Annotated in this window: 24 protein-coding genes; 13 read left to right on the forward strand and 11 right to left on the reverse strand. The window is 65.8% G+C overall.

What is annotated here, in order from left to right; genetic code table 11:
• A partial coding sequence (locus AB4Y44_RS12915) for an adenylate/guanylate cyclase domain-containing protein (protein WP_368699769.1) occupies positions 1-1,707 on the reverse strand: 1,707 nt, incomplete at its 3' end.
• A gap of 185 nt (positions 1,708-1,892) precedes the next feature.
• On the opposite strand from AB4Y44_RS12915, the gene AB4Y44_RS12920 reads away from it, so the two are divergent.
• Positions 1,893-4,121: a SulP family inorganic anion transporter gene (locus tag AB4Y44_RS12920; RefSeq protein WP_342918796.1), complete on the forward strand. Its 2,229-nt coding sequence runs from the start codon at positions 1,893-1,895 to the stop codon at positions 4,119-4,121.
• 16 nt (positions 4,122-4,137) lie between these two features.
• Here the strand turns inward: AB4Y44_RS12920 and AB4Y44_RS12925 are convergent, their stop codons facing one another.
• The 5 genes from AB4Y44_RS12925 to AB4Y44_RS12945 all read right to left on the reverse strand — a co-directional run bounded on the left by AB4Y44_RS12925 (position 4,138) and on the right by AB4Y44_RS12945 (position 8,717).
• Complete coding sequence (locus tag AB4Y44_RS12925; RefSeq protein WP_342918797.1) at positions 4,138-5,499, reverse strand: MFS transporter; 1,362 nt, start codon at positions 5,497-5,499, stop codon at positions 4,138-4,140.
• A gap of 242 nt (positions 5,500-5,741) precedes the next feature.
• Positions 5,742-7,421, reverse strand: a complete 1,680-nt coding sequence (locus AB4Y44_RS12930) for an AMP-binding protein (RefSeq protein WP_368699770.1) — start codon at positions 7,419-7,421, stop codon at positions 5,742-5,744.
• A gap of 142 nt (positions 7,422-7,563) precedes the next feature.
• Complete coding sequence (locus AB4Y44_RS12935) at positions 7,564-8,106, reverse strand: hypothetical protein (RefSeq protein ID WP_368699771.1); 543 nt, start codon at positions 8,104-8,106, stop codon at positions 7,564-7,566.
• 75 nt (positions 8,107-8,181) lie between these two features.
• On the reverse strand, positions 8,182-8,322 hold the full coding sequence (locus tag AB4Y44_RS12940) for a hypothetical protein (protein ID WP_342918870.1): 141 nt from the start codon (positions 8,320-8,322) through the stop codon (positions 8,182-8,184).
• Positions 8,262-8,717, reverse strand: a complete 456-nt coding sequence (locus tag AB4Y44_RS12945) for a LytTR family DNA-binding domain-containing protein (protein ID WP_342918800.1) — start codon at positions 8,715-8,717, stop codon at positions 8,262-8,264. Before AB4Y44_RS12945 ends, AB4Y44_RS12940 begins: the two co-directional genes overlap by 61 nt.
• Before the next feature lie 14 nt (positions 8,718-8,731).
• On the opposite strand from AB4Y44_RS12945, the gene AB4Y44_RS12950 reads away from it, so the two are divergent.
• Together AB4Y44_RS12950 and AB4Y44_RS12955 are read left to right on the forward strand one after the other, a co-directional pair.
• The gene (locus AB4Y44_RS12950) at positions 8,732-8,866 is read left to right on the forward strand and encodes a hypothetical protein (RefSeq protein WP_368699772.1); all 135 of its coding nucleotides are present in this window, start codon (positions 8,732-8,734) and stop codon (positions 8,864-8,866) included.
• Between the two features lie 68 nt (positions 8,867-8,934).
• The gene (locus AB4Y44_RS12955) at positions 8,935-9,942 is read left to right on the forward strand and encodes an alpha/beta fold hydrolase (protein WP_368699773.1); all 1,008 of its coding nucleotides are present in this window, start codon (positions 8,935-8,937) and stop codon (positions 9,940-9,942) included.
• A gap of 48 nt (positions 9,943-9,990) precedes the next feature.
• On the opposite strand, the gene AB4Y44_RS12960 is transcribed toward AB4Y44_RS12955, so the two are convergent.
• Positions 9,991-10,179 carry a hypothetical protein gene (locus AB4Y44_RS12960; protein WP_110386691.1) on the reverse strand — a complete coding sequence of 63 codons (189 nt, stop codon included), beginning with the start codon at positions 10,177-10,179 and terminating at the stop codon, positions 9,991-9,993.
• Positions 10,180-10,428: 249 nt separating this feature from the next.
• Between AB4Y44_RS12960 and AB4Y44_RS12965 the strand changes: the two genes are divergently transcribed.
• Together AB4Y44_RS12965 and AB4Y44_RS12970 are read left to right on the forward strand one after the other, a co-directional pair.
• A complete protein-coding gene (locus AB4Y44_RS12965) occupies positions 10,429-10,728 on the forward strand; it encodes a hypothetical protein (RefSeq protein WP_342918803.1) in 300 nt (99 codons plus the stop codon).
• 202 nt (positions 10,729-10,930) lie between these two features.
• The gene (locus tag AB4Y44_RS12970; protein WP_342918804.1) at positions 10,931-11,560 is read left to right on the forward strand and encodes a glycine zipper 2TM domain-containing protein; all 630 of its coding nucleotides are present in this window, start codon (positions 10,931-10,933) and stop codon (positions 11,558-11,560) included.
• Between the two features lie 111 nt (positions 11,561-11,671).
• On the opposite strand, the gene AB4Y44_RS12975 is transcribed toward AB4Y44_RS12970, so the two are convergent.
• The gene (locus tag AB4Y44_RS12975; RefSeq protein WP_368699774.1) at positions 11,672-12,604 is read right to left on the reverse strand and encodes a hypothetical protein; all 933 of its coding nucleotides are present in this window, start codon (positions 12,602-12,604) and stop codon (positions 11,672-11,674) included.
• Between the two features lie 160 nt (positions 12,605-12,764).
• On the opposite strand from AB4Y44_RS12975, the gene AB4Y44_RS12980 reads away from it, so the two are divergent.
• From AB4Y44_RS12980 to yfcF, 4 genes are all read left to right on the forward strand, one after another.
• Complete coding sequence (locus AB4Y44_RS12980; RefSeq protein ID WP_368699866.1) at positions 12,765-13,670, forward strand: S1C family serine protease; 906 nt, start codon at positions 12,765-12,767, stop codon at positions 13,668-13,670.
• Between the two features lie 42 nt (positions 13,671-13,712).
• Positions 13,713-14,357, forward strand: coding sequence for a LuxR C-terminal-related transcriptional regulator (locus AB4Y44_RS12985; RefSeq protein ID WP_368699867.1), 645 nt, complete (start codon positions 13,713-13,715; stop codon positions 14,355-14,357).
• A gap of 75 nt (positions 14,358-14,432) precedes the next feature.
• On the forward strand, positions 14,433-14,660 hold the full coding sequence (locus AB4Y44_RS12990; protein ID WP_342918807.1) for a hypothetical protein: 228 nt from the start codon (positions 14,433-14,435) through the stop codon (positions 14,658-14,660).
• Between the two features lie 92 nt (positions 14,661-14,752).
• A complete protein-coding gene (yfcF, locus tag AB4Y44_RS12995) occupies positions 14,753-15,385 on the forward strand; it encodes a glutathione transferase (RefSeq protein ID WP_342918808.1) in 633 nt (210 codons plus the stop codon).
• Between the two features lie 56 nt (positions 15,386-15,441).
• Here the strand turns inward: yfcF and AB4Y44_RS13000 are convergent, their stop codons facing one another.
• Complete coding sequence (locus AB4Y44_RS13000; RefSeq protein ID WP_368699775.1) at positions 15,442-16,368, reverse strand: glutaminase; 927 nt, start codon at positions 16,366-16,368, stop codon at positions 15,442-15,444.
• A 107-nt stretch (positions 16,369-16,475) separates the two neighbouring features.
• Positions 16,476-18,044, reverse strand: coding sequence for a DHA2 family efflux MFS transporter permease subunit (locus AB4Y44_RS13005; RefSeq protein WP_368699776.1), 1,569 nt, complete (start codon positions 18,042-18,044; stop codon positions 16,476-16,478).
• Positions 18,045-18,318: 274 nt separating this feature from the next.
• On the opposite strand from AB4Y44_RS13005, the gene AB4Y44_RS13010 reads away from it, so the two are divergent.
• The 3 genes from AB4Y44_RS13010 to AB4Y44_RS13020 all read left to right on the forward strand — a co-directional run bounded on the left by AB4Y44_RS13010 (position 18,319) and on the right by AB4Y44_RS13020 (position 21,406).
• Entirely contained in the window at positions 18,319-18,969 is a 651-nt protein-coding gene (locus tag AB4Y44_RS13010) for a dienelactone hydrolase family protein (RefSeq protein WP_342918811.1), read from the forward strand.
• Positions 18,970-19,327: 358 nt separating this feature from the next.
• Positions 19,328-20,383, forward strand: a complete 1,056-nt coding sequence (locus tag AB4Y44_RS13015; protein ID WP_342918812.1) for a rod shape-determining protein — start codon at positions 19,328-19,330, stop codon at positions 20,381-20,383.
• 237 nt (positions 20,384-20,620) lie between these two features.
• Positions 20,621-21,406, forward strand: coding sequence for an alpha/beta hydrolase (locus tag AB4Y44_RS13020; protein ID WP_342918872.1), 786 nt, complete (start codon positions 20,621-20,623; stop codon positions 21,404-21,406).
• Between the two features lie 99 nt (positions 21,407-21,505).
• Here the strand turns inward: AB4Y44_RS13020 and AB4Y44_RS13025 are convergent, their stop codons facing one another.
• Positions 21,506-21,907 carry a hypothetical protein gene (locus AB4Y44_RS13025; protein ID WP_342918813.1) on the reverse strand — a complete coding sequence of 134 codons (402 nt, stop codon included), beginning with the start codon at positions 21,905-21,907 and terminating at the stop codon, positions 21,506-21,508.
• Positions 21,908-22,280: 373 nt separating this feature from the next.
• On the opposite strand from AB4Y44_RS13025, the gene gltA reads away from it, so the two are divergent.
• On the forward strand, positions 22,281-23,582 hold the full coding sequence (gene gltA / locus AB4Y44_RS13030) for a citrate synthase (RefSeq protein WP_342918814.1): 1,302 nt from the start codon (positions 22,281-22,283) through the stop codon (positions 23,580-23,582).
• The last annotated feature ends 200 nt before the right edge of the window (positions 23,583-23,782 follow it).

The following is a 23,782-nucleotide window of genomic DNA, read 5'->3' on the forward strand; positions in this document are numbered from 1 at the left end:
CGCCAGGCGGTCGTGCGGCGCGAGCCGGTCCATCCGCGCGAGCACGAGGCTGCGGATCGAGCCGGGCACGGCGTTGCCGCTGCCTTCCTCGGCGTTGCGCAAGAGCTGCTCGAGGAAAAGCGGGTTGCCGCCCGCGCGCTCGATGCAGGCGAGCGCGACCCGCTGCGTCGCGTCGATGAAGTTGCCTGCGAGGCTCAATGCTTCGTCCTGGCGCAAGGGCCCGAGGTCGATCGTCGCGAACGGGATGTCGCGGCAGCGCGCGCGCCACGCCGCATCGATCGGGTCGCCTTCCACGCGCGAGGTCGTCACGAGCAGGCCCGGGCCGTTCGCGATGCCCGAGGCGAAGGCCGAGAGATAGTCGAGCACTTCCGGCTCGGCCCAATGCAGGTCTTCGACGACGATCAGCGTGGCGGCCCGCCTGCAGGCGTCGCCGGTCAGTCGCGCGGCGAGCGCCTGCTTGCCGCGCTTGCGCGCGCCGTGGTCCATGGCATCGTAGACGGTTCGCCATTCGTCCGCGAGCGGCAGGTCGAGGAGGTCGTGGAGGAACGCGTGCTGCCCGGCCTCGAGGCTGCCTTCAGCGGCGAACCGCGCGGCGGCGGCGCGCCGCGCGTCGCTCGATGCGCCGGCCGGCAGACCGAGCAGGCTGCCGACGATCGTGTGCACGGGATCCTGCCCCTTGCCGACGCCGAAATCGAGCACGAGGCCCCGGTGGATCTCGAAGCCCTGCGACTGCGCATAGCGGCGCATCTCGTCGACGAGACGCGTCTTGCCGATGCCCGCCTCGCCGCGCACATGGACGATATGGCCGGCCCGCCTCGCGACGCACGCGCGGACGATGCCGTGAAACTGCCCGAGCTCGGCCTCGCGTCCGACGAAAAGGCTCTGACCCGTCTTCGCCGATTCGCTGGCCGGGTCGCTCGAAATCGCGCGCAGCCGCCACGCGCGCACCGGCGTGTCGATGCCCTTGAAGTGCTGCTCGCCGAGCGCGTCGCAGACAGCGGCGTCGCCGAGCGCGCGTGCCACGTCATCGGAGAGCCAGGTCTCGCCGGCCGCCGCCGCGACCTGCAGCCGCGCGGCCAGGTTCACCGGACTGCCGGTCACGGTGTAGTCGCGCGCGTCGACGCAGCCGAGCGCGCCGGCGACGACCTCGCCGCTCGCGATGCCGATATGGGCCTGCAGTGTGCGCGCCGCCTGCGCGCTCAGTTGCATCAGCGCCTCGTGGATCTCGAGCGCCGCGCGCGCTGCGCGCAGCGTGTCCGTTTCGTGCGCGCGCGGCGCGCCGAACAGCGCCATCACCGCGTCGCCGATATGCCTGTCAGTCGTGCCGCCCCAGGCGAGCACGATGCCGTCGACGAGCGCCGTGAAGCGACCGATCAGCGCGCGCAGTTCCTCCGGATCGAGCGTACGTGAAAGCGCGGTGAAGCCGCAGAGATCGGCAAACAGGACGGTAACCTGCCGGCGTTCGTCCGTGGGGATCTCCAGCGCGTAAGGTGCGACCGGCGCTTGCGCCACAGGTGGAGCCGCGGCTGGCGGATTCGGCGCGGCGGCAGCGAGGATGCGTTTGCGGTGGCCGAGCGACTGCACCCCGAGTTCCCGCAGATCCGCGTCGGTCAACTGCGCGAGCAGCGAGAGATCGATATCGTTCGCCGCGAACGCCTGCGCGTACTGCTCGAGTCCCAGGGCGCGCAGCCATTGCTCAATATCCATGTTCGCCGCCTGGATGCGATGCCGGTTGCCTGATGCGAACCGCTCCGAGCCCGTCGGGATCGTGCCGGTGAATTACCAGTGTAGGCGCGCGCCACGGGCCGCGTACGGCGTTTGACAGGCTTTCCGGCGCGGACGGATACTGGATCGCTCCCCATCGCGCCTCGCGCATTCCACCGGGAATTCACGTGAAGCCGGGCAAGACCGTTACCGTCGCCGACGTCCCGCCGCGCTCGCGCGTCGCGGCGCTGCCCGGCGATCTGGCGGCCGGCGCGGTATCGGCGCTCGTCATGCTGTGCTACGCGATGAGCCTCGGCACGATGATCTTCAGCGCCGATCTCGCCCGCTACGCCATGCTCGGCGTGCCCACCGCGCTCGTCAGCTGTGTCGTCACGGCGCTCGTGATCGCCTTGACGAGTTCGATGCGCCTGAACATAGGCGGCCCCGACAGCAACGCGGCCGCGTTTCTCGCGGGCGTCGCGGCAGGCGTCGCGAGCAGCGTGCGCGCGGACGGCGGTTCCCCGCAAACGCTGCTGCTCACCGTGCTGATCGCCATCGCGCTTTGCTCGCTCGTGACCGGCGTCGTGCTCTACGCGATCGGTTCCTCGAAGCGCAGCCGCTCGCTGCAGTTCCTGCCTTATCCGGTCCTCGGCGGTTTTCTCGCCGGCACGGGCTATCTGCTCCTCGCCGGCGCGTTTCGCGTCATGACGGGCGAGCCGCTGCAATGGCACACGCTCGCGGTGTTGACGCAGCTTCACTGGCTCGCATGGCTGCCCGCGCTCGTCGTCGGCGTGCTGGCCACGGTCCTGATGCGCAGCTGGAAGCACGTTGCCGCGCTGCCGCTCACGCTGGCGTTCGGCATCGTGCTTTTCTACGTACTGCTGCGCGCCGCGGGCCTGTCGATCGATGAAGCGCGCGCCATGGGGCTGCTGCTGCCGCGCGCGGCGCTGCGGCTCACCGGGTTACCCGAGCTGCACCTGCGCGCGCAGCTCGGGCAGGGCGGCATCGACTGGACGGCGATCGCCGCGCACCTTCCGGAGAGCCTCGTGGTCACCTCGGTGTCGGCCGTCACGATCCTGATGAATTCGACGGCGATCGGCGCGGCGACGGGCGAGGAAGTCGATCTCAATCGCGAGATGCGCGCCGCGGGCCTTGCCAATCTCGCGAGCGGGCTGTTGGGCGGCATGGTCGGTTATCAGTCGTTCAACCGCTCGATGCTCAACGCGCGCGTCGGCGCGACGAGCCGGATGGCGGGCGTGTTCGCCTCGCTCGCGTGCCTCGTGGTGCTGGCGGCGTCGCCCGGTTTCGTCGCGCTCTTTCCCGTGCCGGTGCTCGTCGGCCTTCAGCTTTTCATGGGGCTGCGCCTCATCGTGCAGTGGGTGGTCGGCGCGTGGGCGAAGCTCGCCTGGTACGAGTATCTGCTCGTGCCCGTGATTCTCGGCACGATCGCGGCCTGGGGCGTGCTCATCGGCGTGGGCGTGGGCGTGATTGCTGCATGCGTGATGTTCACGCTGGTCTACGGCCGCGTGAGCTGCATCCGCATGGCGTTCGACCTGCGCACCCGCACCTCGAACGTCGAGCGCAACATCGAGGAGACCGAAGCGTTGCGCGGGCTCGGCGCCCAGGTGTGCGGCATGTGCCTGCAAGGGTTTCTCTTTTTCGGCACGGCCAATTCGATCCTCCAGCGCATCCGCGAGCGCCTCGCCGCGCGCGATCCGATGCGGGTTCGATTCGTCGTACTTGATTTCGCGTCGACCCAGGGGATCGACGCGTCGGTATCGATCAGCTTCGTCAAGCTGCGGCAGCTCTGCGCGGCGACGGACGCGGACCTGATCCTGACCGCGCTGCCGCCGCGCTCGCGCGATCTGCTGACAAGAACCGGCACGCTCAATTTGCGGATTCGCGAATTCGACACGCTCGATGCGGGCCTGGAGTGGGTCGAAGACCAACTGCTCGCGTCGAGCGCGCTCGCGCCGAAGCCCGGTGACGACCTTCACGCGCTGCTCGCGCCGCATTTCACGGCCAGTGCGATGAAAACGCTCTCAACGCGACTCGAAGTGCAGGATCTGCAGGCGGGCCAGGCGCTGTTTCATCGTGGGGACCCGGGCGACGCGTTGTACCTCATCGAGCGGGGGCGGCTCGCCGTTTCGCTGCCGCTCGGCAACGGGCGGTCGGTGCGGGTGCGCGCCTGCCTGCCGGGCACGGTCATCGGCGAGATGGCCGTGTACACGCAGCAGCCGCGGAGCGCGGACGTGTTCGCCGAGGCGCCGACGCGGGTGCGCAGGCTGTCGCTGGCGGCGCTCGTTGCGCTCGAGCAGGACGACCCCGCGGCCGCCCAGCAGTTTCATCGCTTTCTGGTGAAGGTCATTGCGTCGCGCCTCGCCCTTGCCACGGAGGCCCTGCGCGCGGCCTACTGAGCGAAGGGGGCTCGCGTCAGACTGAATTGTGCGGTGCGTCTTGCAGACCTCGCGCCGCAACGCGTTCCGTCACACCTTCATGCGGATGATCGTCGAGCGAAATCCGCGACGTTTCGGGCAAGGACATCCCGCCAACGAGGGCCAGCAGCGAGACCGCGATCAGGTAGTAAGCGGGGGAGATGCTGTTGCCCGTCGACTCGATCAGCCAGGTGGCGACGAGCGGCGCCGTGCCGCCAAAGATCGTATAGGCCAGGTTGTAGGTGATCGCCGAAGCCGTATAGCGCGTGCGGGTCGGAAAGATTTCGGAGAGCAGTGCCGCCGTGACCACACCCGACAAGACCGCGCCGAGCGCAAGCATGCATGCGCCGGCGATCGCGGAACGAAAATCCCCCGAGCCTCCCAGCGCGAAAGCAGGGTAGACCGCGGCGATCAGGATGGCGCATGCCGTGAAGACGGTTTTGCGTCTTCCCACTGCGTCCGAGTAGAGCCCGGCAAGCGGGCAGATGGCCGCGGCGAATACCAGCGCGATGACCGTCACCAGTAACGCACTGGCCCGGCTCAGATGGCCGACGACCTGCAGATAGGTCGCAAAGTAGGTCGTGAAGGTATAGAAGGAGAGCGCAGTCACGGACACGAAGGCACCCAGGCGTACGATCGCGCCTGCCTGGGTCCTGAGCGTTTCGCGCAGCGGGGCATGAGCGAGGTCGTGATCGTGCTCGACTGCAACAAACGATGGCGTTTCGCCAAGGCGCGTGCGCAGATACAGTCCGACCAGACCGATAGGCGCCGCGGCGATGAACGGGATTCTCCAGCCCCAATTGCTCATCGCCTCGGGCGACAGCATGGCGTCCAGTCCGGAGGCCACCACGGCGGCGCTCGCGAACGACAGGAACGTGGAGACCGGCAGAAAGCTGCCGTAGCGCGCGCGCTGGTGCTTCGGCGCATGTTCCATCAGATACGCGCAGGCGCCGGCGTACTCGCCGCCGGCGGAAAAACCCTGCACGCAGCGCACGATCGCGAGCAGCAAGGGAGCGAGCATGCCGACCGATGCGTAGGTCGGCAGGAAGCCGATGACCGTTGTGGCACCTGCCATGATCAAGATGGTCAGGGCGAGCGTTTTCTTGCGGCCCACCCGGTCTCCCACCACGCCGAAGAAGACGCCGCCGAGCGGCCTGAATGCAAAGGCGACAGCGAACACCGCGAAGGTCTTCATCAACGCGATCGCCGGGTCGCCATTCGGAAAGAACTGGCGAGTCAGCAGCGTTGCCAGAAATCCGTAAACGGCAAAGTCGAACCATTCGACGAAATTGCCGACCGCAGCGGCAACGATCACCTTGCGAAGCGTCTTGGGGTCCACTTTGGGCTGATACGCTTTCATTATCTGGCCGTCCCTTGTGCGTTGAATAGGGCGTGCGTATCACCCTGAATGGCGCAGCCATTCGAGGCGAGCGGTTTAACGCTGAAATCGCACGGTAAGGATTCGCACAGTTAATGCGACCAGAAATGTCGCTCCTAGAACGAAGCCGACATGGTGACGCGCTGGAAGCGACATCGGACTGGTGCTGTCGCAGGGGGGCAAGACAACGTCGTTTTTCGAATGGTTTTCCGGCGCCGGAAAAATCAGATCTGATTTACCAGCCGGTCTCGCAATTGCCGCCGCAGCACTTTGCCAACCGGTGTTTTCGGCAGATCGTTCACGAAGACCACCTGCCTCGGCACCTTGTAGGCGGTGAGGCACGTGCGCGCGAATTCGATCACGTCCGACTCGGTCAGCCCCGGTTCCTTTTTCACCACGAAGGCGACCGGCGTTTCGCCAGACTGTGAATCGGCCACGCCGACGACCGCGACCTCCAGAATGCCGGGATGCCGGAAGAGCACGCCCTCGACCTCGTTTGGATAGACGTTGAAACCGGAGACCAGAATCATGTCCCGCTTGCGGTCGACAATTTTGATGACACCGCGCTCGTCCATGATCCCGATATCGCCGGTCGCGAAGAATCCATCGGTGCCGATCGCATGCGCCGTTTCCTCGGGCCGGTTGAAGTAGCCTTGCATGACGACGGGCCCCGCAACGAAGATTTCGCCCGGCATGCCGGCGCGCACGGCCGCGCCGTTTTCGTCGCGGATTTCAATGCGCATGGAAGGCAGCGGCACGCCGATCGTGCCTTCGAAGGCAGTCTGCGTGACGGGATTGGCCGTCACCGCGCCGGCGGCTTCCGAAAGCCCGTAGGCTTCCACCACCGGGGTGCCGGTGAGTTTCTGCCAGCGTTCCGCAACGGCCGGCTGGGTCGCGGTACCGCCTCCGAAGGTGCTGCGCAGCCCGGAGAAGTCGAGCGCGCCAAAGGCCTCGTTGTTCATCAGCGCGGTAAACAGCGTGTTGAGGCCGCCAAAGACGGTTGGCCGGTGCGTGGCGAAGTCCTTCACGAGGGAGGGAATATCGCGCGGGTTCATCACCAGAACGCAGCGGGTGCCCAGATGAAACGCGACGAGGCACTGGCACACCAGGGCAGCCACGTGGTACAGGGGCAGCGCGACGAGCGTGATCTCGCCGCTCGTCCGGAACACGGGCTTGACCCACGCGGCGAATATCAGCACGTCCGCGACGACGTTGCCATGGGTCAACACGGCCCCTTTGGGGTCGCCGGTCGTGCCGCCGGTGTATTGCAAAAATGCCCTTGTCTCGCGGTTCAGCGCGGTCCTCGTGAAGTCCGCCGCCGGGCGCGCGGTCATGGCGGTCCGGAAGGCGATCGCACCGGCAATCGTCCAGTCCGGGACGAGCTTTTTCTTCTTTCGTACGACGTAGTCGACAAGGATGGATTTCGGGAAGCTTTGCATCTCCGCCACGCGCGCGACGATCACGTGCTCGACGGCGACTTGGGCGAGTGCCCGCTCGAGGGTGGCGGCGGAGACCTCCATCACCACGATCGCCCGCGCACCGGAATCCTTGATCAGATTCGCCAGTTCCGGCGCGGTGTAGAGCGGGTTGACGTTGACCACGGTGAGCCCGGCCCGCAGCGCGGCAAACATCGCGATGGGCTGTTGCAGGGAGTTCGGCAACATCAGCGCGATGCGCTCGCCGGGTTTCAGCTGCAGGTCTTTCTGGAAATAGGCGGCGAGGCGCGCCGAGTACTCGTCCAGCTCGCGATAGCTGAGATTCACGCCGAACTGATGAAAGGCGATCCGGTCGCCGAAGCGCGCGACGGCCTGTTCCAGCAGGGCGGCCATCGAGGGGTAGTCGTCGAGGGCGACGTCCGCCGCAACGCCAGCGGGATATTGCGAAAGCCAGGGCAAGTTTGACATTTCGTCCTCCGCGGGGCGACTGCTTCGGCGTTCGCTGCTTCTAATTTTGGACTCCTAGCGTATTCTCGGTGCGGCTTCCCAAGTGTGCTGTAGCGCACGTACGCGCGCGATCGGATGCGCATTCCTGCACGGCGGGATATGGCTATTCGACGGGAGCCGGCTGAACGTTGATTTCCAGAGGTTCGCCAGGCATTTGCGACGCGGGCGCGGCGTCTTCTTCCGGCGTCGGCTGGGCGGTTTGAACGGCGGGCGGCGGGACGCCGTTGCCCACAACGGGCGCCTCGGAAACGGGCACAGGCGCTCTGGGCTGCGCGCTATGGGCGGCGGTCATGCCCGTGCCGACGTTCGAGCCCGTGCTGTTCGCGCTTTTGAGGAGACCGTGCGAGTCGAACAGAAACACGGCCGCCGACGAGTGTGTGTCGGAGCCGGCGACCAGCGAACCGATGAACGGGATATAGCTTTCCGGGTGCGGACGCGACGTCACGTAGGTGTAGACGAGCAGCGTCGAGCCGTCGTCCAGCGCGGTCTCGACCGACGCCGGGCCGAGCGCGACGATCACGTCCTGCAGCGTCGTGACGCCGTGCCTGAAGTTTGCCATCTGTTCGGGCCTGACTTCGACGCCGGCCGTCACGCAGCCGGCGAGTAGTGCGCCGCACAGCAGCCCAGTGACCACTTCGCGCTTCATGTCGCCTCGCCCCCTGACAGGAATTCTAGGACGAAGGAGACTGGCCGGCTGAAATAAAGCGACCGGCGCCCGGCTTCAGACCACGCCGAGCCACTCTTTCAGTTGTGCGGCGCGTGAGCGGCTCACCGGCACGACGCTGCGCTCGCCGTCATCCATCACGAGGTTGACGCTGTCGTCGGCTTTGACGAGTTCGGCCGCGTACGGCAGGTTGACGATGTGGCCGCGATGCACGCGCAGAAACGTATTGCTGTCGAGGCGCAGTTCGAGGTCGCGAGCGGCAGGTTGGAGAGGTAGCGGTCGTCCTTCGTGACGATCGTCGTGTAGTGGCCGTCGCCCTGAGAGCGCACGACGTCCTTCAGGTCGATCAGGATCACGCGGTTCTTTGCCGGGTGCAGCTGCACGACGTCGATGGCGAACAGCTTGTCCTGGGCCACGCCGAGCGACTGCTCGCCCGCCGGTCCGTGAATCTGCAGCGCGACATCGTTGAACGCGCTGACGCGCCCCTGCGCGTCGAGCCACACCACGCCGGGATTGAACTGCTCGAGGCGGTGCTGAAAGGTCTCGGCGCGACGCGCGTCGGTGGTCGGCATGGCGTGTTCGAACGGTTTCATCCAGGGTTCTCGTCGTGCTCGCGGCGGGCCTGTCCGCGCGCATGGAGGGGCGTCACAAGCTGTTGCTGCCGGTGGGCGACGAGCCTGCCGTGCGGCACGCGTCGATCCTTGATATCCTGGCTCGCGGACAAAACGACCGATGTGGTTGAAGCATTGCGGCGCTGCATTCACAATGAGCGCCGGGCGCTTTCCCATCGCGTGAGACGAGGTCGACTCCATGATGAACGGGCTGCAAGAGAAGTTCGCGTACGTCAACGGCATCCGCATGCACTACGTCGAAAAAGGCACGGGCCCGCTCGTGCTGCTCTGCCACGGCTGGCCGGAGTCCTGGTACGTGTGGCGCTGGCAGATCGACGCACTGGCGGCCGCGGGCTATCGCGCCGTTGCGCCGGACCAGCGCGGATACGGGCTCACCGACGCCCCGGAAGCCATCGAGGCTTACGATATTCTGAGCCTGGTCGGCGACCTGGTCGGCCTCGTCAAGGCGCTCGGCGAAGAGCGGGCGATCCTGATCGGGCATGACTGGGGGGCCGCCGTCGCCGCTTACGCTGCGCTGTTGCGCCCCGACCTGTTTCCCGTTCTCGGCCTGCTGAGCGTGCCTTACATGCCTCGACGTCCGGTGCGCCCATCGGTGCGCCTTGCGCAGATCACGCAGGAGTGTCACTTCTATCAGGACTATTTTCAGTTGCCGGGACGCGTCGAGCGTGAACTGGAAGACGATGTCCGCCGTTCGATGCTTGGCATTCTCTACACGGCGTCGGGGGACCCGGTGGTGAAAGGGCAGCCGGCCAATTTCGCGATCTTTCCCAAATCGACTCGATTCGTGGACAACCTCACGATACCCGACGAGCTTCCGCCGTGGTTGACCGAAACGGATCTGCAATATTTCGTCGCTCAGTTCGAGCGGAGCGGGTTTCGCGGGCCCATCAACTGGTATCGGAATATCGACCGGAACTGGGCGCTGACCGGCTTCCTCGACGGCGCGCGGATCATGCAGCCGACGCTCTTTCTCGCGGGAGAGCTGGATGGCGTCGTGAAGATGGCCGCGAAGGATTACGACGCGCTCGAGAGCAACGTGCCCAACCTCTGGAGGAAGCATCTGATTGCGAAGGCGGGTCACTGGGTGCAGCAAGAGCGTCCGGACGAGGTGAACGCGTTCATCCTGAACTTCCTCGCCGGATCGGTTCACGCGCTGGCCGGCGGCGCAGCCGAAAGCCAGCCGTAAGCGCCGGCTGGCAAGTTCCGGTAAGGCGAGGCGGAACAGCCTTGCGCGTCAGTGTGTGGCAACGCTGACGGCGACGATTTCGTATCCGGGGTCGGCGTGCACGGACGCCGCCTTTTCGGCTTCCTCGTAAGAGACGAAGGACTTGGCTCCGCCAATCTCCGGCGCCATGCCGATATCGCCGTCCTCTGCGCAGCAGAGGTACTGCTCGCCAGTCTTCACCACGTAGACAGTCGTCATGATTCCCTCCATGGTTCGCGGGGGAACTTCCAGTCTAGCAGGTCGAAACCGTGCCCGAAGCCGGGTCGATTGCCTTTACGCTATCGGCTGGAACCTTCGATTCTATTCGCTTCACGACGGACGGCAACCCTTCCGTTGTTTCGATCCCAACACCGGTCTTCGTCTCCGGCAGATTTGTTCCGGATGTGCAACGATAGGCGTGCAACTCGCAGCTGTCTGACGAGCTGGACAATCCAACGGGGAGGGTAGATGAGAGAGAACGCCGAGACGCTATTCGTCGCTTCCGAAGACATTGCAACCGCGTTGAACCTGCTGGAGAGCATCGAGGTCGAGGTCGGTTTCGACAGCGACGATCCGGAGAGTATCGAGCAGGCGATTCTCGCCGTCGAGGAGGCGATCGATACTCGCCTGAAGGGCCATCGCGGCGATGCACGGGTCGAATCAGCGATCCTTCGCGTCAAGTTCGACTTCCGCTGCGCGATCATCGAACAGGCCGCGTCCGAAGATGCCGATGCCGACACCATCGGCAGCGTCCAAACCCTGCATTGAACTTTCGGGGAATCCGGCGCCTGCCTGATTCCAACGGATGAATGGCGCCGCGCTCGGCGCGCCGCCATTCATCCGGCAACGCACTTTACATGTTGTTACCCTCGCGCAGCGCACGTCCGGGCGGGCTTTGCTTATACTGCCGCGCAATCGCCATTCCTCCTCATGCTTGTCGTGCCCGCAGCGGCGGCAACGCGAACCCACCGTGACGTTCATGCTCTCTACCAGGTCCGCCCTCACCGCCGCGCTTGTCGCTGCAGCCAGTCTTTCGTTGTCCGCATGCGTTGCCCCGGGCTACTCGCCGTACGGCGCGCAGCAAGGCTACCAGGGCCAATATGCAGCACCGGCGGCGTCTGCCTACGGCCAGCCCGCTTACGCACAACCGGGCACCGTGCAGCAGCCCGCCTACGCGCCGCCGCCCGCGCCGCAACAGCCCTATGACACGCAAGGCAACGGTCAGTACGGTGCGCAGTACAACCCGCAATACGGCAACCAATATGGCGCGCAGTACGGCACGATCTCGAGCATCCGGCCGTTGAGCAACGCCACCGGTGCTTCGGGCATCGCCGGAACCGTGGTCGGCGCGCTGGTTGGCGGCGTGCTCGGCAATCAGGTCGGCGGCGGCCACGGCCGCGACGCCGCGACCGTCATCGGCGCGCTCGGCGGAGCCTATGCCGGCAACCAGATCGGCCAGCAGATGGGCCAGCCCGCAGGATTCCGGATCGACGTGCAGCTGAGCGACGGCTCTACGCGCGCGTTCAACGTGCCGACGCCCGGCGATCTGCGCCCGGGCGACCGCGTGCAGGTCAACGGCAGCCAGCTGGCGCGCTACTGATATCGTCGGCTGTCGGTGGCGCTGCCTTGCACATGTGTCACTGGGCCCTTGATGCGGTTTGCCAGTCGATCGGACAGGTGACGCCCGCGCGCTGCGCGGGCTATACGCGCACTACTGCGCGATCTGCTGACGCTGATATTCGTTGTGCTTCATTTCCATGTAGTCGGCGCGGCTGACCTCGTGCAGTTGCCGCGGATACTGCTCGGTGGCGTCGAACCACTCGGCGAGGCGTTTGTCGAGGCGGGCGGCGGGCGGGCTGGAAAGCGCATCGAGATACGCTTCGATGGCAAGGTAGTAGCGCATGGTGTTGCGTTCGACCAGACCGCGCACGCCGCCGATGTATCGCGTCTCGTTCGTCGACGGATCGCGGGTCGTGGAAAAGCCGACTTTATCGCTGCCTATCGTCGCCAGATAGGCTTTCATGGCAAGCCGTCCCGCCGTGCCGTAACCGTAGGCGTAAGTCAGATGAATAAAGGTGCGATCGTCACCCACGGGGATGGCCTCCAGAACGATCCGGTAGTCTTTCGTGCTCAGCGGGCCGGTGGCGGCGGTAAGCTCCACGCGAAAATAATCAGGGCTACTCACGGCCTGCTGCCAGGCGAATTGCACGCGGTAGGATGAGGACAGCGTTTCCTCGGTCTTCTTGCCGATATTCACGGCGAGCATCGTGCCGTTCGCGCTGGTCGAGGCATGGCAGTACTTGATGTTCAAGTGCAGGATCAGCACGTCGCACCAGTTCGCAGGCCCTTGAGTCGGGTGGTTGAGCGTGTCGTTGACCGTCGCGAAAGGGAAGTTGACCACGCCGTAAATATCGCCTTTGAGTGCCGATGGCGACTCCTGCGATTCGAGGTACAGCGGGCGCTGAAACTGGTTTTGGGCGAGTTGCTGCGTGAGACTCTGGTACTTTTCGCGCAGGCTCGTCGCCCTGGGGTCCGCTTGCGCGAATGCGCCCTGGCCCAGCAAACAGAGCGCCGCGGTCATCACGGCCATCCACCACCGGCGCGAGCACCGGAGGCCTGATGTGAATTGGGCAAGCGTACTCATGGCCTTCCTCCCGTGTTGACTCCGTGCACTGCATCGATTCGACTACCCATTTGGGTGGTGTGCGCCGCCTGTTCTTCTGTCATTGTGAACCCACGAATGATGAACCCACATTGGCGGGAGACTTGAAATGGAAACGACATCCTCGAGCGCAAATCCTTTAATGGTTTTCTCGGACGGTCTGGCCGACATTGTCGCGCGAGTCGGGCAGAGCGTCGTGGCAGTTCACGGCCGGCATCGCATGCCGTCGAGTGGGGTAATCTGGCGCCGTGGCGTCGTCGTGACGGCTGCCCACACGATCCGGCGCGAGGAGGGGATCAAGATCACCCTGACCGACGGTCGTACGGTCGCCGCGGTCCTCGCAGGCCTCGATCCGGGCACCGACCTCGCCGTGCTGAAGCTGGACGGCGTGGACCTCGACCCAGTCGAGTCCGGCGATGCGGGCTCACTGAAGCCGGGTCATCTGGCGCTCGCGGTCGCGCGCACCGACGAACCCGGCGTCAGCGCTGATTTTGGCGTGATCGGCGGCACGGGCGGTGCCTGGCGCACGTGGCGAGGCGGCCAGCTCGACGCGTTCGTGCGGCTCGACGGCGGTCTGCGCCCGGGATTCTCGGGCGCGGCGCTCGCCGACATGCGCGGCCAGGTCGTGGGCATTTGCACGTCGGGGCTGATGCGCGGCGCCGGCATGGTGATTCCCGCGACGACGGTGGAGCGTGTCGCCGACGAGCTGCTGGCCAAGGGGCGCGTCGCGCGCGGCTATCTTGGCGTCGGCACGCAGCAGGTCAGCCTGCCGAACGCATGGCTGGACAAAATGAACCTGTCGTTCAATAGCGGATTGCTGATCAGTTCGCTTGCGCCGGGCGGTCCCGCGGAACAGGCCGGTGTGCTCATCGGCGATGTGCTGATCGAACTGGCCGGCCAACCTTGCCGCGACATGGGCGACCTGCACGCCGCGCTGGGTTCGACGGGCATCGGGCAGCCGTTGCCCGTCACGGTGATCCGGGGCGGCGAGCGCCACGCGTGCACGGTCACCGTGGGCGAACGGCCCCAACGACACGCATGCAGGTGAAGTCCGGGACACGGCGATATGGCGGATGGAACGATGGAAGACATGGGGCCGGTGCGCGTCGCGGTCATTGCGGCGTCATCGCAGCTGCGCGCGAGCCTGCAGACGATCGTCGAGTCGGACCCGGCACTCGCCTTCCTCGGTAGCGCCGCCGACGCCGAAACGCTCGCCGCTTACCTCGCCGGTTCGGTGCCGGATGTCGTCGTGGCCGACATCGAGCCGGAGGCGAGCGACGCGCTCAAGACGCTGTTCGACCCAGGCCACGCGCCAGCGGCGCTGGTCCTGTTGCTCGACGACCCGGATAGCGACGCGTTCCTCGACGAACTGCCCGCCTATGCGACGGCGATCCTGTCGCGCGACGTGACGCCCGCCGAAATCGTCGCGGCCATCGAAGCCGTTGCCGCCGGCCTGTGCGTGCTGTCGCCCGATATCCTCGCAAGGCTGCTGGCAGGACGAAAACCGTTGCGCCAGCCGGCATCCGGCGGACCGTTCGAAGCCTTGTCGCTACGGGAGATCGAAGTGCTGGCGATGCTCGCCGACGGACTCGGCAACAAGGAGATCGCCCGGCAACTCGACATCTCGGACAACACGGTGAAATCCCACCTCTCGTCCATCTTCGGCAAACTCGGCGCGACCAATCGCACCGAAGCGGTGATGCTCGGCATGCGGCACGGATACATCATGGTGTAATCGAGCAGTTCGTCATCGAGCGAAGTCGACGAACTGAATGCGCTCATCGCGTCGCTTCAGGCGCAGCTCGCGCAGGTGTCGTCGCAGACCTCCAGCGCCGCGGCGCAAGGCTCGAACTCGGGCGAGATCAGCCAGATCAAGGCGCAGATCCAGAATGCGCAGAGCGCGTTGAGTTCGGCGTCGCCATCGGATACGAGCCAGGTCAGCCAGATCGCGTCGCAACTGGCGAGCGTGCAGACTTCGCTGGCGCAGCTGATGGTCGCGAGCGGCAAGACCACGGGGCTGGTCTCGGCGACGGCTTGAGCGGGGCAGGCCGATTCGATCGGCCTGTCGATGATCGAGCGCAACGGCGGCTGGGCTTGCTACTATCGTCGGCGCCAATAACGGAGCCGACTGTGACCCACCCAACTCTCCACCTCTACGCCGACGCCCAGTACGCCAGTCCCTACGCGATGTCCGTCTTCGTCGCGCTGCACGAGAAGGCGCTCGCGTTCGAGCTTTCGACCGTCGATCTCGGCAAGAGCGAAAACCAGCAGCCGGAATTCGCGGCGATCTCGCTCACGCGGCGCGTGCCGACCCTGATCCACGACGGCTTCGCGCTCTCGGAGTCCTCGGCGATCACGGAGTATCTGGACGAAACCTTCCCCGGCGTGGCGCTGTATCCGGCGGATCGCCAGCAGCGCGCCCACGCGCGCCAGGTGCAGGCGTGGCTGCGCAGCGATCTCATGCCGATCCGCCAGGAGCGCTCGACCGAGGTCGTGTTTTATGGCCCGACCACCGCGCCACTTTCCAGCGCGGCGCAACTCGCGGCGGAAAAGCTCTTTGCGATGGCCGAGGCGCTGCTCGCGCAAGGCGAAAGGCATCTTTTCGGCGAGTGGTCCATCGCCGACGTGGACCTGGCGCTGATGCTGAACCGTCTGGTGCTGAACGGCGATCCGGTGCCGCATCGGCTGGCGCAGTACGCCCTGGCTCAGTGGCAGAGGCCTTCGGTGCAGCGCTGGCTCACGCTCGAGCGGCCGCCGCTCTGAGGCTGCGTCGTCGCGCAGGGCGTGCGGATGCTGACCGGATGGCGTTCACCCAAGCCTCAGAAAATCGAGCGCCCGGTGCGCGTCGTTAGCCACTCCAGCGCCAGCGAGCCCACCAGCGAATTCCCCGTGGCGTCGAGGCCCGGCGACCACACGCACACCGCGAACTCGCCCGGCAGCACCGCGATGATCCCGCCGCCCACACCGCTCTTCGCGGGCAAGCCGACGCGGTACACGAAATCGCCGGCCGCGTCGTAGGTGCCGCAGGTCAGCATCAGCGCGGAAAGGCGCTTGGCCGAACTCGCGTCGAGCACGGGTTCGCCGCTCGCGGGCGAGACGCCGCCGTTGGCCAGAAAGAGTGCTGCGCGCGCCAGTTCCACGCAGCTCATCGAGATCGCGCACTGGCGGCAATATGCGTCGATCACGGTATCGGCGGGCATCTCCAGGTTGCCGAAGCTCGCGATGAAATGCGCCATCGCGCGATTGCGCTCGGCGTGCGCGAGTTCCGACTGCGCGACGCGCAGGTCGTAGCCGATGCTGGGCTCGCCCGCAAGCCGCCGCATGAAATCGACGAGCGCGGTTTCCGCCTGCACGAAGCGGCGGCACAGCACGTCGGTCACGACCAGCGCGCCCGCGTTGATGAACGGGTTGCGCGGCTTGCCCGCCTCGAATTCGAGCTGCACGAGCGAATTGAATGCCGTGCCCGACGGCTCGCGGCCCACGCGTTGCCAGAGCGCGTCGCCGAGCAGCTGGAACGCGAGCGTGCAGGCGAACAGCTTCGAAATGCTCTGGATGGAAAAGCGCACGTCGGCGTCGCCGGTGCGGTACACCTGGCCGTCCACCGTGACGATGGCCATGCCGAAGTGATCGGCGCGCACCGTGGCGAGTTCGGGAATGTAGTCGGCCACGCGGCCCGTGCCGATATACGGCTGCAGGTCGCGATGGATGGCGTCGAGGATGGGCGTGTAGTCGAACGTGTGATTCATGGGCGGAGCGGGGAAATCGCGGCGGAGCGCCCGCCGCGGTCCCGCGATTGTAGCGGCTCGCGCTTACCGCCACGGCTTCATTGGGCGCCGCGACTCGACCTCGCGCGTCAATGCGCTCCCGCCGCGCCGCCGCCGCCGCCCTTCGTCGACTTCGTGATCCAGATGAGCGGAATGATCACGAGAAAGATGATCGCCGAGATATAGAAAATGTCGTTCAGGCCCATCATGGCGGCCTGCGTGGTGAGCTGGAAGTCGAACAGCGCGCGTGCGGAGGGCTCGCTCATATTCAGCACCTTCTGGGTCTGGTCCATCGCCTGCACGAAAGTCGGGTTGTTGACCGAGGCTTGTTCCGTGAGTCGCGCGTGATGCAGGATCGTGCGGTTGTTCCAGGCGTTGGTCGCGATCGAGGTGCCCACTGCGCCGCAGAACACGCGCACGAAGTTCGAGAGGCCAGCCGCCGCCGGCACGCGGCTCGGGGGCTGCCCCGCGAGAATGATCGCCGTGAGCGGCACGAAGAAGAGCGCCATGGGGATGCCTTGCAGCAGCGTGGGCAGCACGAGATGGAAGGTGTCGATTTCGATCACGTACTGCGAACGCATGTAGAACACCCCCGCGAACATCACGAACGCGATCGTCGCGATGATGCGCGCGTCGGAGCGCGGCAACAGGCGCCCCACGACCGGAGACAGGATCACCGCGAACACGCCGAGCGGCGCGGTCACGAGGCCTGCGTCCACGGAGCGATAATTGAGGTACTCCTGCATCCATTGCGGCAGCAGCACCAGATTGCCGAAGAACACCGCGTACGCTACTGAAATCGCAATCGTGCCGCCGAGGAAGTTACGTTGTCCGAACAAACGCAAATCGACGATCGGGTGCTCCTCGGTCAGCTCCCACACGAGGAAAAACGCAAAACTGATGAGCGCGAGGATGCCGAGCGTCACGATCACCGGCGAATTGAACCAGTCGAGGTCCTTGCCCTTGTCGAGCATGATCTGCAGCGAAGCAACCCAGGTGATGAGCAGACCGAGGCCCACGACGTCGATAGGCGGCTTGCGCGTGGGTGACTCGCGGTTGCGATAGATCGTCCACGTGACGAAGCCCGCGAAGAGGCCCACCGGAATGTTGATGTAAAAGATCCACGACCAGTTGTAGCTATCGGTGATCCAGCCGCCGAGCGCCGGTCCCGCGATCGGGCCGACGGTCGTGGTCATCGCCCAGAAGGCGAGCGCGGTGGACGATTTGTCTTTCGGCCAGGATCCGAGCAGCACGGCCTGGGAAAGCGGAATGAGCGGGCCGGCCACGGCGCCTTGCAGCACGCGCGCGACGAGCAGGAACGGCAGGGTCGGCGCGATGCCGCACAGCCACGACGCCAGCACGAACGAGAGGATCGAGGTGACGAACAGGCGCACCTGGCCGAAACGCTGCGTGAGCCAGCCGGTCAGCGGAATGGACACGGCGTTGGCCGCCGCGAACACGGTGATGACCCATGTGCCTTCGTCGACGGAAACGCCCATGTCGCCGGAGATGGTCGGAATGGCGACGTTGGCGATCGACGTGTCGAGCACGTTCATGAAGGTCGCGAGCGAGACCGCGATAGTGCCGAGGACCAGGCTGCCTCCCTGGAGCGGCGGCGGTGGCGCGGGCGGCGCCGATGATGCGGCGGGCTGATTCAAGCGTGTTCTCCGCGGATCCGGTTTGCGGCACAGGATACCTGTAATCGCCTTTCGTCATCGCCGGCCGCGGAGCATCCCCATGCGGTGCAGGGTCATGGGGCTTGCGAATGGCTTTCGCGCGCGATCGGGCTGCTGTTGCGGCTTTATGTAATGCCGGGAAATGGAGTCTTTCGCACACGCGCGGCGTGGCGAGCGTATCCTTGCGCCTGCCGCGCCGCGCAAAAAGCGTGCGCTGGACACACAATACGATCGTCAGTACAGGGGAGGTCCGACCATGAGCTGGGAAGCATTCGAAGGGGGCTGGCGTCTGGCGCCGGCCGATGGCGCCGCGCACGCGCTCGTCGTGCTGCTGCACGGGGTAGGCAGCAACGCACAGGACCTCACGCCGCTCGCCGACGTGTGGCGCGACGCGCTGCCGGGCGTCGCGTTCTCGTCGCTCGATGGCAGCGAGCCGTTCGACGGCGGCTTCGGCGGACGCCAGTGGTTCAGCCTGCGCGACATCAGCGAGACCAATCGCGAGGCGCGCGTCGTTGCCGCCTCGCAGGTGTTCGAGCGGCGGCTCGCCGCCGAACTCGCCCATTGGGGGCTCGGTCACGACGCGCTCGCGCTGGTGGGCTTCTCGCAAGGCTCGATCATGTCGCTGTACCACGTGGCCACACAGCCGGCGGGCGCGGCGGCCGTGGTCGCGTATGCGGGCCGGCTCGTTACGCCCGTGGTCGCGAAAAGCCGCACGGTGCTCACGCTCGTGCACGGCGAGGACGACGAAGTGATTCCGGCGAGCGAACTGGAGCGCGCCGCCGCCGCGTTCAGCGACGCGGGCTTCGCGGTCACCGCTTTCGCGCTGCCGGGCGTCGGCCACACGATCACGCCGCAGGGCGTCATGCTTGGGCGCGACGCCCTGGTGCGCGCGCTCGCGCGCGGCTAATCGGGTCCGATCCGATTGCTGGCGGGGACGAGGTCGGTCCCCGTTAATCAGCGTGAATCGGCCGCGATCCGGGCCATCAGCGAGCTAAATCGGTACAAATTGGCAGTCGCATAAGCCCGCAGTGTCGTATTTCGGCCATATTTTCCGGATAGGCTATGCAGTTGTTTTTCGACCGGCTAAAGTTCGCGCCGGTCGCGGCCGTTATTACGGGGAGTCGCCGCGACCCTGTGGGCCGCGTAGGCCCGTTCCGCCCGGCGCGCGGCTGGTTCGCGCTGCCTGGACGAGGCCGCCATCGGGAATGCCATCCGGCGGCGCGTCGTCTGCCGGGTCGCCAAAAAGAACCGAACTTCAGACCAATATGGCCCGAGCCAAGCCGCATTCCATTTTTTCCAAAAGGCTGTTCCGCCAGGACGTGGCGCTCGATCTCGGTACGGCCAACACGCTCATCTACACCGCCGACAAGGGCATCGTGCTGAACCAGCCCTCCGTGGTCTGCTTCGAGCGGCGCGCGGGCGCGAACGAGACGACGGTGGCCGCCGTGGGTCGCGAGGCGAAGGATCTGCTCGGCCGCGCGCCGGCCAATATGGAGACGGTGCGGCCGCTTTCGCATGGCGTGATCGCCAATTTTTCCGCTGCCGAACACATGATGCGCCGCTTCGTGGCGATGGCGCAGCCGCGCCGTCTGCTCGGCCGCCGTGCGGCATTCACGGTGTGCGTGCCGGCGGGCGCGACGCGCGTCGAGCGCCGCGCGATTCGCGAGGCGGCCTTCGCGGCGGGCGCGGCAAGCGTGAACCTGATTGGCGAATCGCTGGCTTCGGCGCTCGGTGCGGGTCTGCCGGTGCACGCGGCGACGGGCTCGATGGTCGTGGACATCGGTGGCGGCACGACCGAAGTGGGCATCGTTGCGCTGGGCGGCGTGGCGTGCAGCGGCTCGGTGCGCGTGGGCGGCGACCAGTTCGACCGCGCCATCGTCGATCATGTGCGCACGCTCTACGGCGTCGTGCTCGGCGACCAGACCGCCGAACACGTGAAAAAGACGATTGGCTGCGCGCTCTACGGCGAACCCATCGAACGCATCCGCGCGACCGGGCGCAGCATGGAAGACGGTCTGCCGCGCACGGTCGAGATCACGAGCCACGACGTGGTGGACGCGCTGGCCGCGCCGTTGCGCGTCGTGATCAACGCGGTGCGGCAGGTGCTCGAGACGGCGCCCGCCGAACTCGTCACCGATATCGCCGATAGCGGCATCGTGCTCACGGGCGGCGGCTCGCTGCTCGGCAGGCTCGACCAGTGCCTCGCCGCCGAACTTGGCGTGACCGTGCGGGTGGCCGACGAGCCGCTCACCTGCGCGGTGCGCGGCGCGGGCGCGGCGGCCTCGCTCATGAGCGAGCACGCTTTCGAAATGGTCGAATAACGGCGCAAGCCGGGGCACGCGGCAACGCCGCTTCGCCAGGGCGCCTGCGTGCCAGGTGTTCGCGCCGCGGGCGTGGGACAATACGCCACTTTGCCGGCGTGCGCCGCGATGGACCGCCCGTAGGCCGCGTCGTCCGTTCAATGTGCCGCTGTCCTGTTGTCTCCACATCGTCCAGCCGTGAATCCAGCCGCTTTTCCGGCCCCCGGTACGTTCATCGAACTGCCCGGCGGCCTGCCCATGCCCTATGTCGAACGGGGCGAGGGCGAACTCCTTCTCTTCGTGCACGGCTCGCTTTGCGATTACCGCTACTGGCAGCCGCAACTGGCCGGCCTCGCGCAGCAATATCGCTGTGTGTCGGTGAGTCTCACGCACTACTGGCCCGCCGCGGACGCTGCGCGCGGCCTGCCATTCAGCTGGCGACAACATGCGGATGAACTCGCGGCGTTCATCGAAGCCCTCGGCGCCGGCCCGGCGCACGTGATCGGGCATTCGCGCGGCGGCCTCGTGTCATTCCAGTTCGCGCGGCGCCATCCGCAGCACGTGCGCACGCTCACGCTCGCCGATCCGGGCGGGCCGGTCCAGCAGCCGGGCCAGACGCTCGCCACACTCCCCGAGAACGTCAATGCGCTGCGCGCCCGCGCCGTGGCGCTGATCGAGTCGGGCCAGGTGGACGCGGGGCTGGAGTTGTTCGTCGATTCGGTGAGCCGGCCCGGCTTCTGGGCGAAGAGCACGCATGGGTTTCGCCGCATGGCTACCGACAACGCACACACGCTCGGGCCGCAGTTTCAGGACCCGCTGCCTGCGTACACGCGCGAGCAGGCCGCCGAGGTGCAATGCCCCGTGCTGCTGATCGACGGCGAGCTGAGTCCGGAAGTGTTTCACCGGGCCGTGGCCGCGCTCGACGCATGGCTGCCCGATGCGCGCCGCGCGAGTGTGGCGGGCGCATCGCATGGGATGAATCTGGCGCGGCCCGCGGCGTTCAACGAAATGATCGATCGCTTCGTGAGCGGCCACGGGCGCTGAAGCACCCGAATGCAAGAAGGGCGGTCGTGCGAGGGAACTGAACTCGCGGCCGCCCTTTTTAGTTGCTGCGAGAAATATCGCAGTCCGAACGACGCTCGCTTAGTTGCGGCCGTGCGCGTGGGCGTCGAGCTTGTGCTCGGCAGCCTCGCCGACGAGGCCCGCGTAGTAGAGGTGTACGCCGATCGCGAGCGAATCGTTGCGGATTTCGTGGAAGGCCTTCCATGCCTTCACCGGATCCTTGAACACGAGATAGTGCGCTTCCTGCGAAACGAGGCGGGCGACCTGGTGCAGGCCGTGGCCGTTGAGCGCGTCCACGAGGTGATCGAGGCTGCGGTGCGTGCGCGCGTCGGTGCGCGGATACAGCATGTGCAGCACGGCCACGCGTTCGCTGGCGAGCGCAGCGGACAGTGCGACCACGATGTCCTGGTGATTGAGTGCCGTGACAACGGCGCCCTCTGCTTGTTCGTCTTCTGCGAACAGGGTGTCGACCGAGATGTTCATCTGTTGCTTCCTTACGTTTTGCTTTAAGCGCGTGTGGCGGTGAAAAAAGCCCGCTACTGGAATCGGGCTGGATTACGAAATGCAAGTAATGGAAAACCCTTGCATGTCAAGCAGTATGGCAGAGGTCAGGTGTCGCATGCTGCATTGCAAGAGCAAAATATTGTTGCAGGAATCGACGTTAAGGAAGCCGCAAGCTTGGCAGTGTTGCGAGCTTGAAGAGGGATTGTTGCTGGCTGCGCTATCAATCGATGCTGCACCGCGCCGTAGAATGCGGCAAGCGGTCGCAGCGATGCCGGCGTTTCCGGGGGCTGCGTCCTGATGCGCGAGGTTTTGCGCGAAGTATTGCGATGTAGCAGCAATTCAAGGACACGAAATGATCGATTCGAAGACACACGCCACGCTCACGATCCCCGGCCACGCTGAAGGCGTGCAGTTGCCGGTCTACAAGGGCACCCAGGGCCCGGATGTGATCGACATCCGCAAGCTGTACGGCCAGACCGGCATGTTCACGTATGACCCGGGCTTCATGTCCACGGCGGCGTGCAACTCGGCGATCACCTATATCGACGGCGACAAGGGCGAGCTGCTCTATCGCGGTTACCCGATCGACAACCTCGCGCAAAACGCCGACTTCCTCGAAAGCTGCTACCTCCTGCTCAAGGGCGAACTGCCCACGCAGCAGCAGAAGGACGAATTCGTGGCGTCGGTGAAGAACCACACGATGGTTCACGAGCAGATGCACTTCTTTTTCCGGGGGTTCCGCCGTGACGCACATCCGATGGCGATTCTGGTGGCGGCGGTCGGCGCGCTGTCCGCGTTCTATCACGACTCGCTCGACATCAACAACGAGAAGCATCGCGAGGTGTCGGCGATCCGCATGATCGCGAAGCTGCCGACGCTCGTCGCCATGGCGTACAAGTATTCGATCGGCCAGCCGTTCGTGTATCCGCAGAACGACCTCTCGTACAGCGCGAACTTCATGCGCATGATGTTCTCCGCGCCGAGCGAGGAGTACAAGGTCAACGACGTGCTCGTGCGCGCGCTCGACCGCATTCTGATCCTGCATGCCGACCACGAGCAGAACGCCTCGACATCTACCGTGCGTCTGGCCGGTTCGTCGGGCGCGAACCCGTTCGCGTGTATCGCGGCCGGTATCGCCTGTCTGTGGGGCCCGGCGCACGGCGGTGCGAACGAAGCCGCGCTGAACATGCTCGAAGAAATCGGCTCGGTCGATAACATCCCGAAGTTCATCGAACAGGTAAAGGACAAGAATTCGGGCGTGAAGCTGATGGGCTTCGGCCACCGCGTGTACAAGAACTACGACCCGCGTGCGAAGCTCATGCGCGAAACGTGCTACGAAGTGCTCAACGAACTGGGCCTGCACGACGATCCGCTCTTCAAGCTCGCCATGCAGCTCGAAAAGATCGCGCTGGAAGACGAATACTTCGTGTCGCGCAAGCTGTATCCGAACGTCGACTTCTACTCGGGTATCGTGCAGCGCGCGCTGGGCATCCCGACCTCGATGTTCACCTGCATCTTCGCGATGGCGCGCACGGTGGGCTGGATCGCGCAGTGGAACGAGATGATCGCCGACCCCGAGCAGAAGATCGGCCGTCCGCGCCAGCTCTTCATCGGCGAAACGCCGCGCGTCGCGAAGCCGATTTCACAACGCTGATCCTCAACGCGCGCGCCGCTTCTGGCGCGCAAGCATTGCCTCCTCGGGCGCCCGCACGTTACGTCGTGCCGGCGCCCGCAATTTTTTCCGCGCACGATCCTTGCTCGCGCCGGGATGTGCCACCGATTTCGCGCGTCACCTCGCATATTCTTCGCGCATTCGCCGCCAACGCGTGCGCCGAAGCCACTACAATCGATCGC

The sequence above is a fragment of the Paraburkholderia sp. BR10937 genome, from assembly GCF_040965695.1.
Classification (GTDB): Bacteria; Pseudomonadota; Gammaproteobacteria; order Burkholderiales; family Burkholderiaceae; genus Paraburkholderia.

Coding starts and splice junctions, on each gene's coding strand:
- AB4Y44_RS13020 (WP_342918872.1), top strand. CDS start 20,621: ATGCCCTATGTCGAACGGGGCGAGGGCGAACTCCTTCTCTTCGTGCAC.
- AB4Y44_RS12975 (WP_368699774.1), bottom strand. CDS start 12,604: ATGAGTACGCTTGCCCAATTCACATCAGGCCTCCGGTGCTCGCGCCGG.
- AB4Y44_RS13000 (WP_368699775.1), bottom strand. CDS start 16,368: ATGAATCACACGTTCGACTACACGCCCATCCTCGACGCCATCCATCGC.
- AB4Y44_RS12935 (WP_368699771.1), bottom strand. CDS start 8,106: ATGAAGCGCGAAGTGGTCACTGGGCTGCTGTGCGGCGCACTACTCGCC.
- AB4Y44_RS13015 (WP_342918812.1), top strand. CDS start 19,328: ATGGCCCGAGCCAAGCCGCATTCCATTTTTTCCAAAAGGCTGTTCCGC.
- AB4Y44_RS12985 (WP_368699867.1), top strand. CDS start 13,713: ATGGGGCCGGTGCGCGTCGCGGTCATTGCGGCGTCATCGCAGCTGCGC.
- AB4Y44_RS12980 (WP_368699866.1), top strand. CDS start 12,765: ATGGTTTTCTCGGACGGTCTGGCCGACATTGTCGCGCGAGTCGGGCAG.
- AB4Y44_RS12945 (WP_342918800.1), bottom strand. CDS start 8,717: ATGAAACCGTTCGAACACGCCATGCCGACCACCGACGCGCGTCGCGCC.
- gltA (WP_342918814.1), top strand. CDS start 22,281: ATGATCGATTCGAAGACACACGCCACGCTCACGATCCCCGGCCACGCT.
- AB4Y44_RS12955 (WP_368699773.1), top strand. CDS start 8,935: ATGATGAACGGGCTGCAAGAGAAGTTCGCGTACGTCAACGGCATCCGC.
- AB4Y44_RS13025 (WP_342918813.1), bottom strand. CDS start 21,907: ATGAACATCTCGGTCGACACCCTGTTCGCAGAAGACGAACAAGCAGAG.
- AB4Y44_RS12960 (WP_110386691.1), bottom strand. CDS start 10,179: ATGACGACTGTCTACGTGGTGAAGACTGGCGAGCAGTACCTCTGCTGC.
- AB4Y44_RS12930 (WP_368699770.1), bottom strand. CDS start 7,421: ATGTCAAACTTGCCCTGGCTTTCGCAATATCCCGCTGGCGTTGCGGCG.
- AB4Y44_RS13010 (WP_342918811.1), top strand. CDS start 18,319: ATGAGCTGGGAAGCATTCGAAGGGGGCTGGCGTCTGGCGCCGGCCGAT.
- AB4Y44_RS12965 (WP_342918803.1), top strand. CDS start 10,429: ATGAGAGAGAACGCCGAGACGCTATTCGTCGCTTCCGAAGACATTGCA.
- AB4Y44_RS12925 (WP_342918797.1), bottom strand. CDS start 5,499: ATGAAAGCGTATCAGCCCAAAGTGGACCCCAAGACGCTTCGCAAGGTG.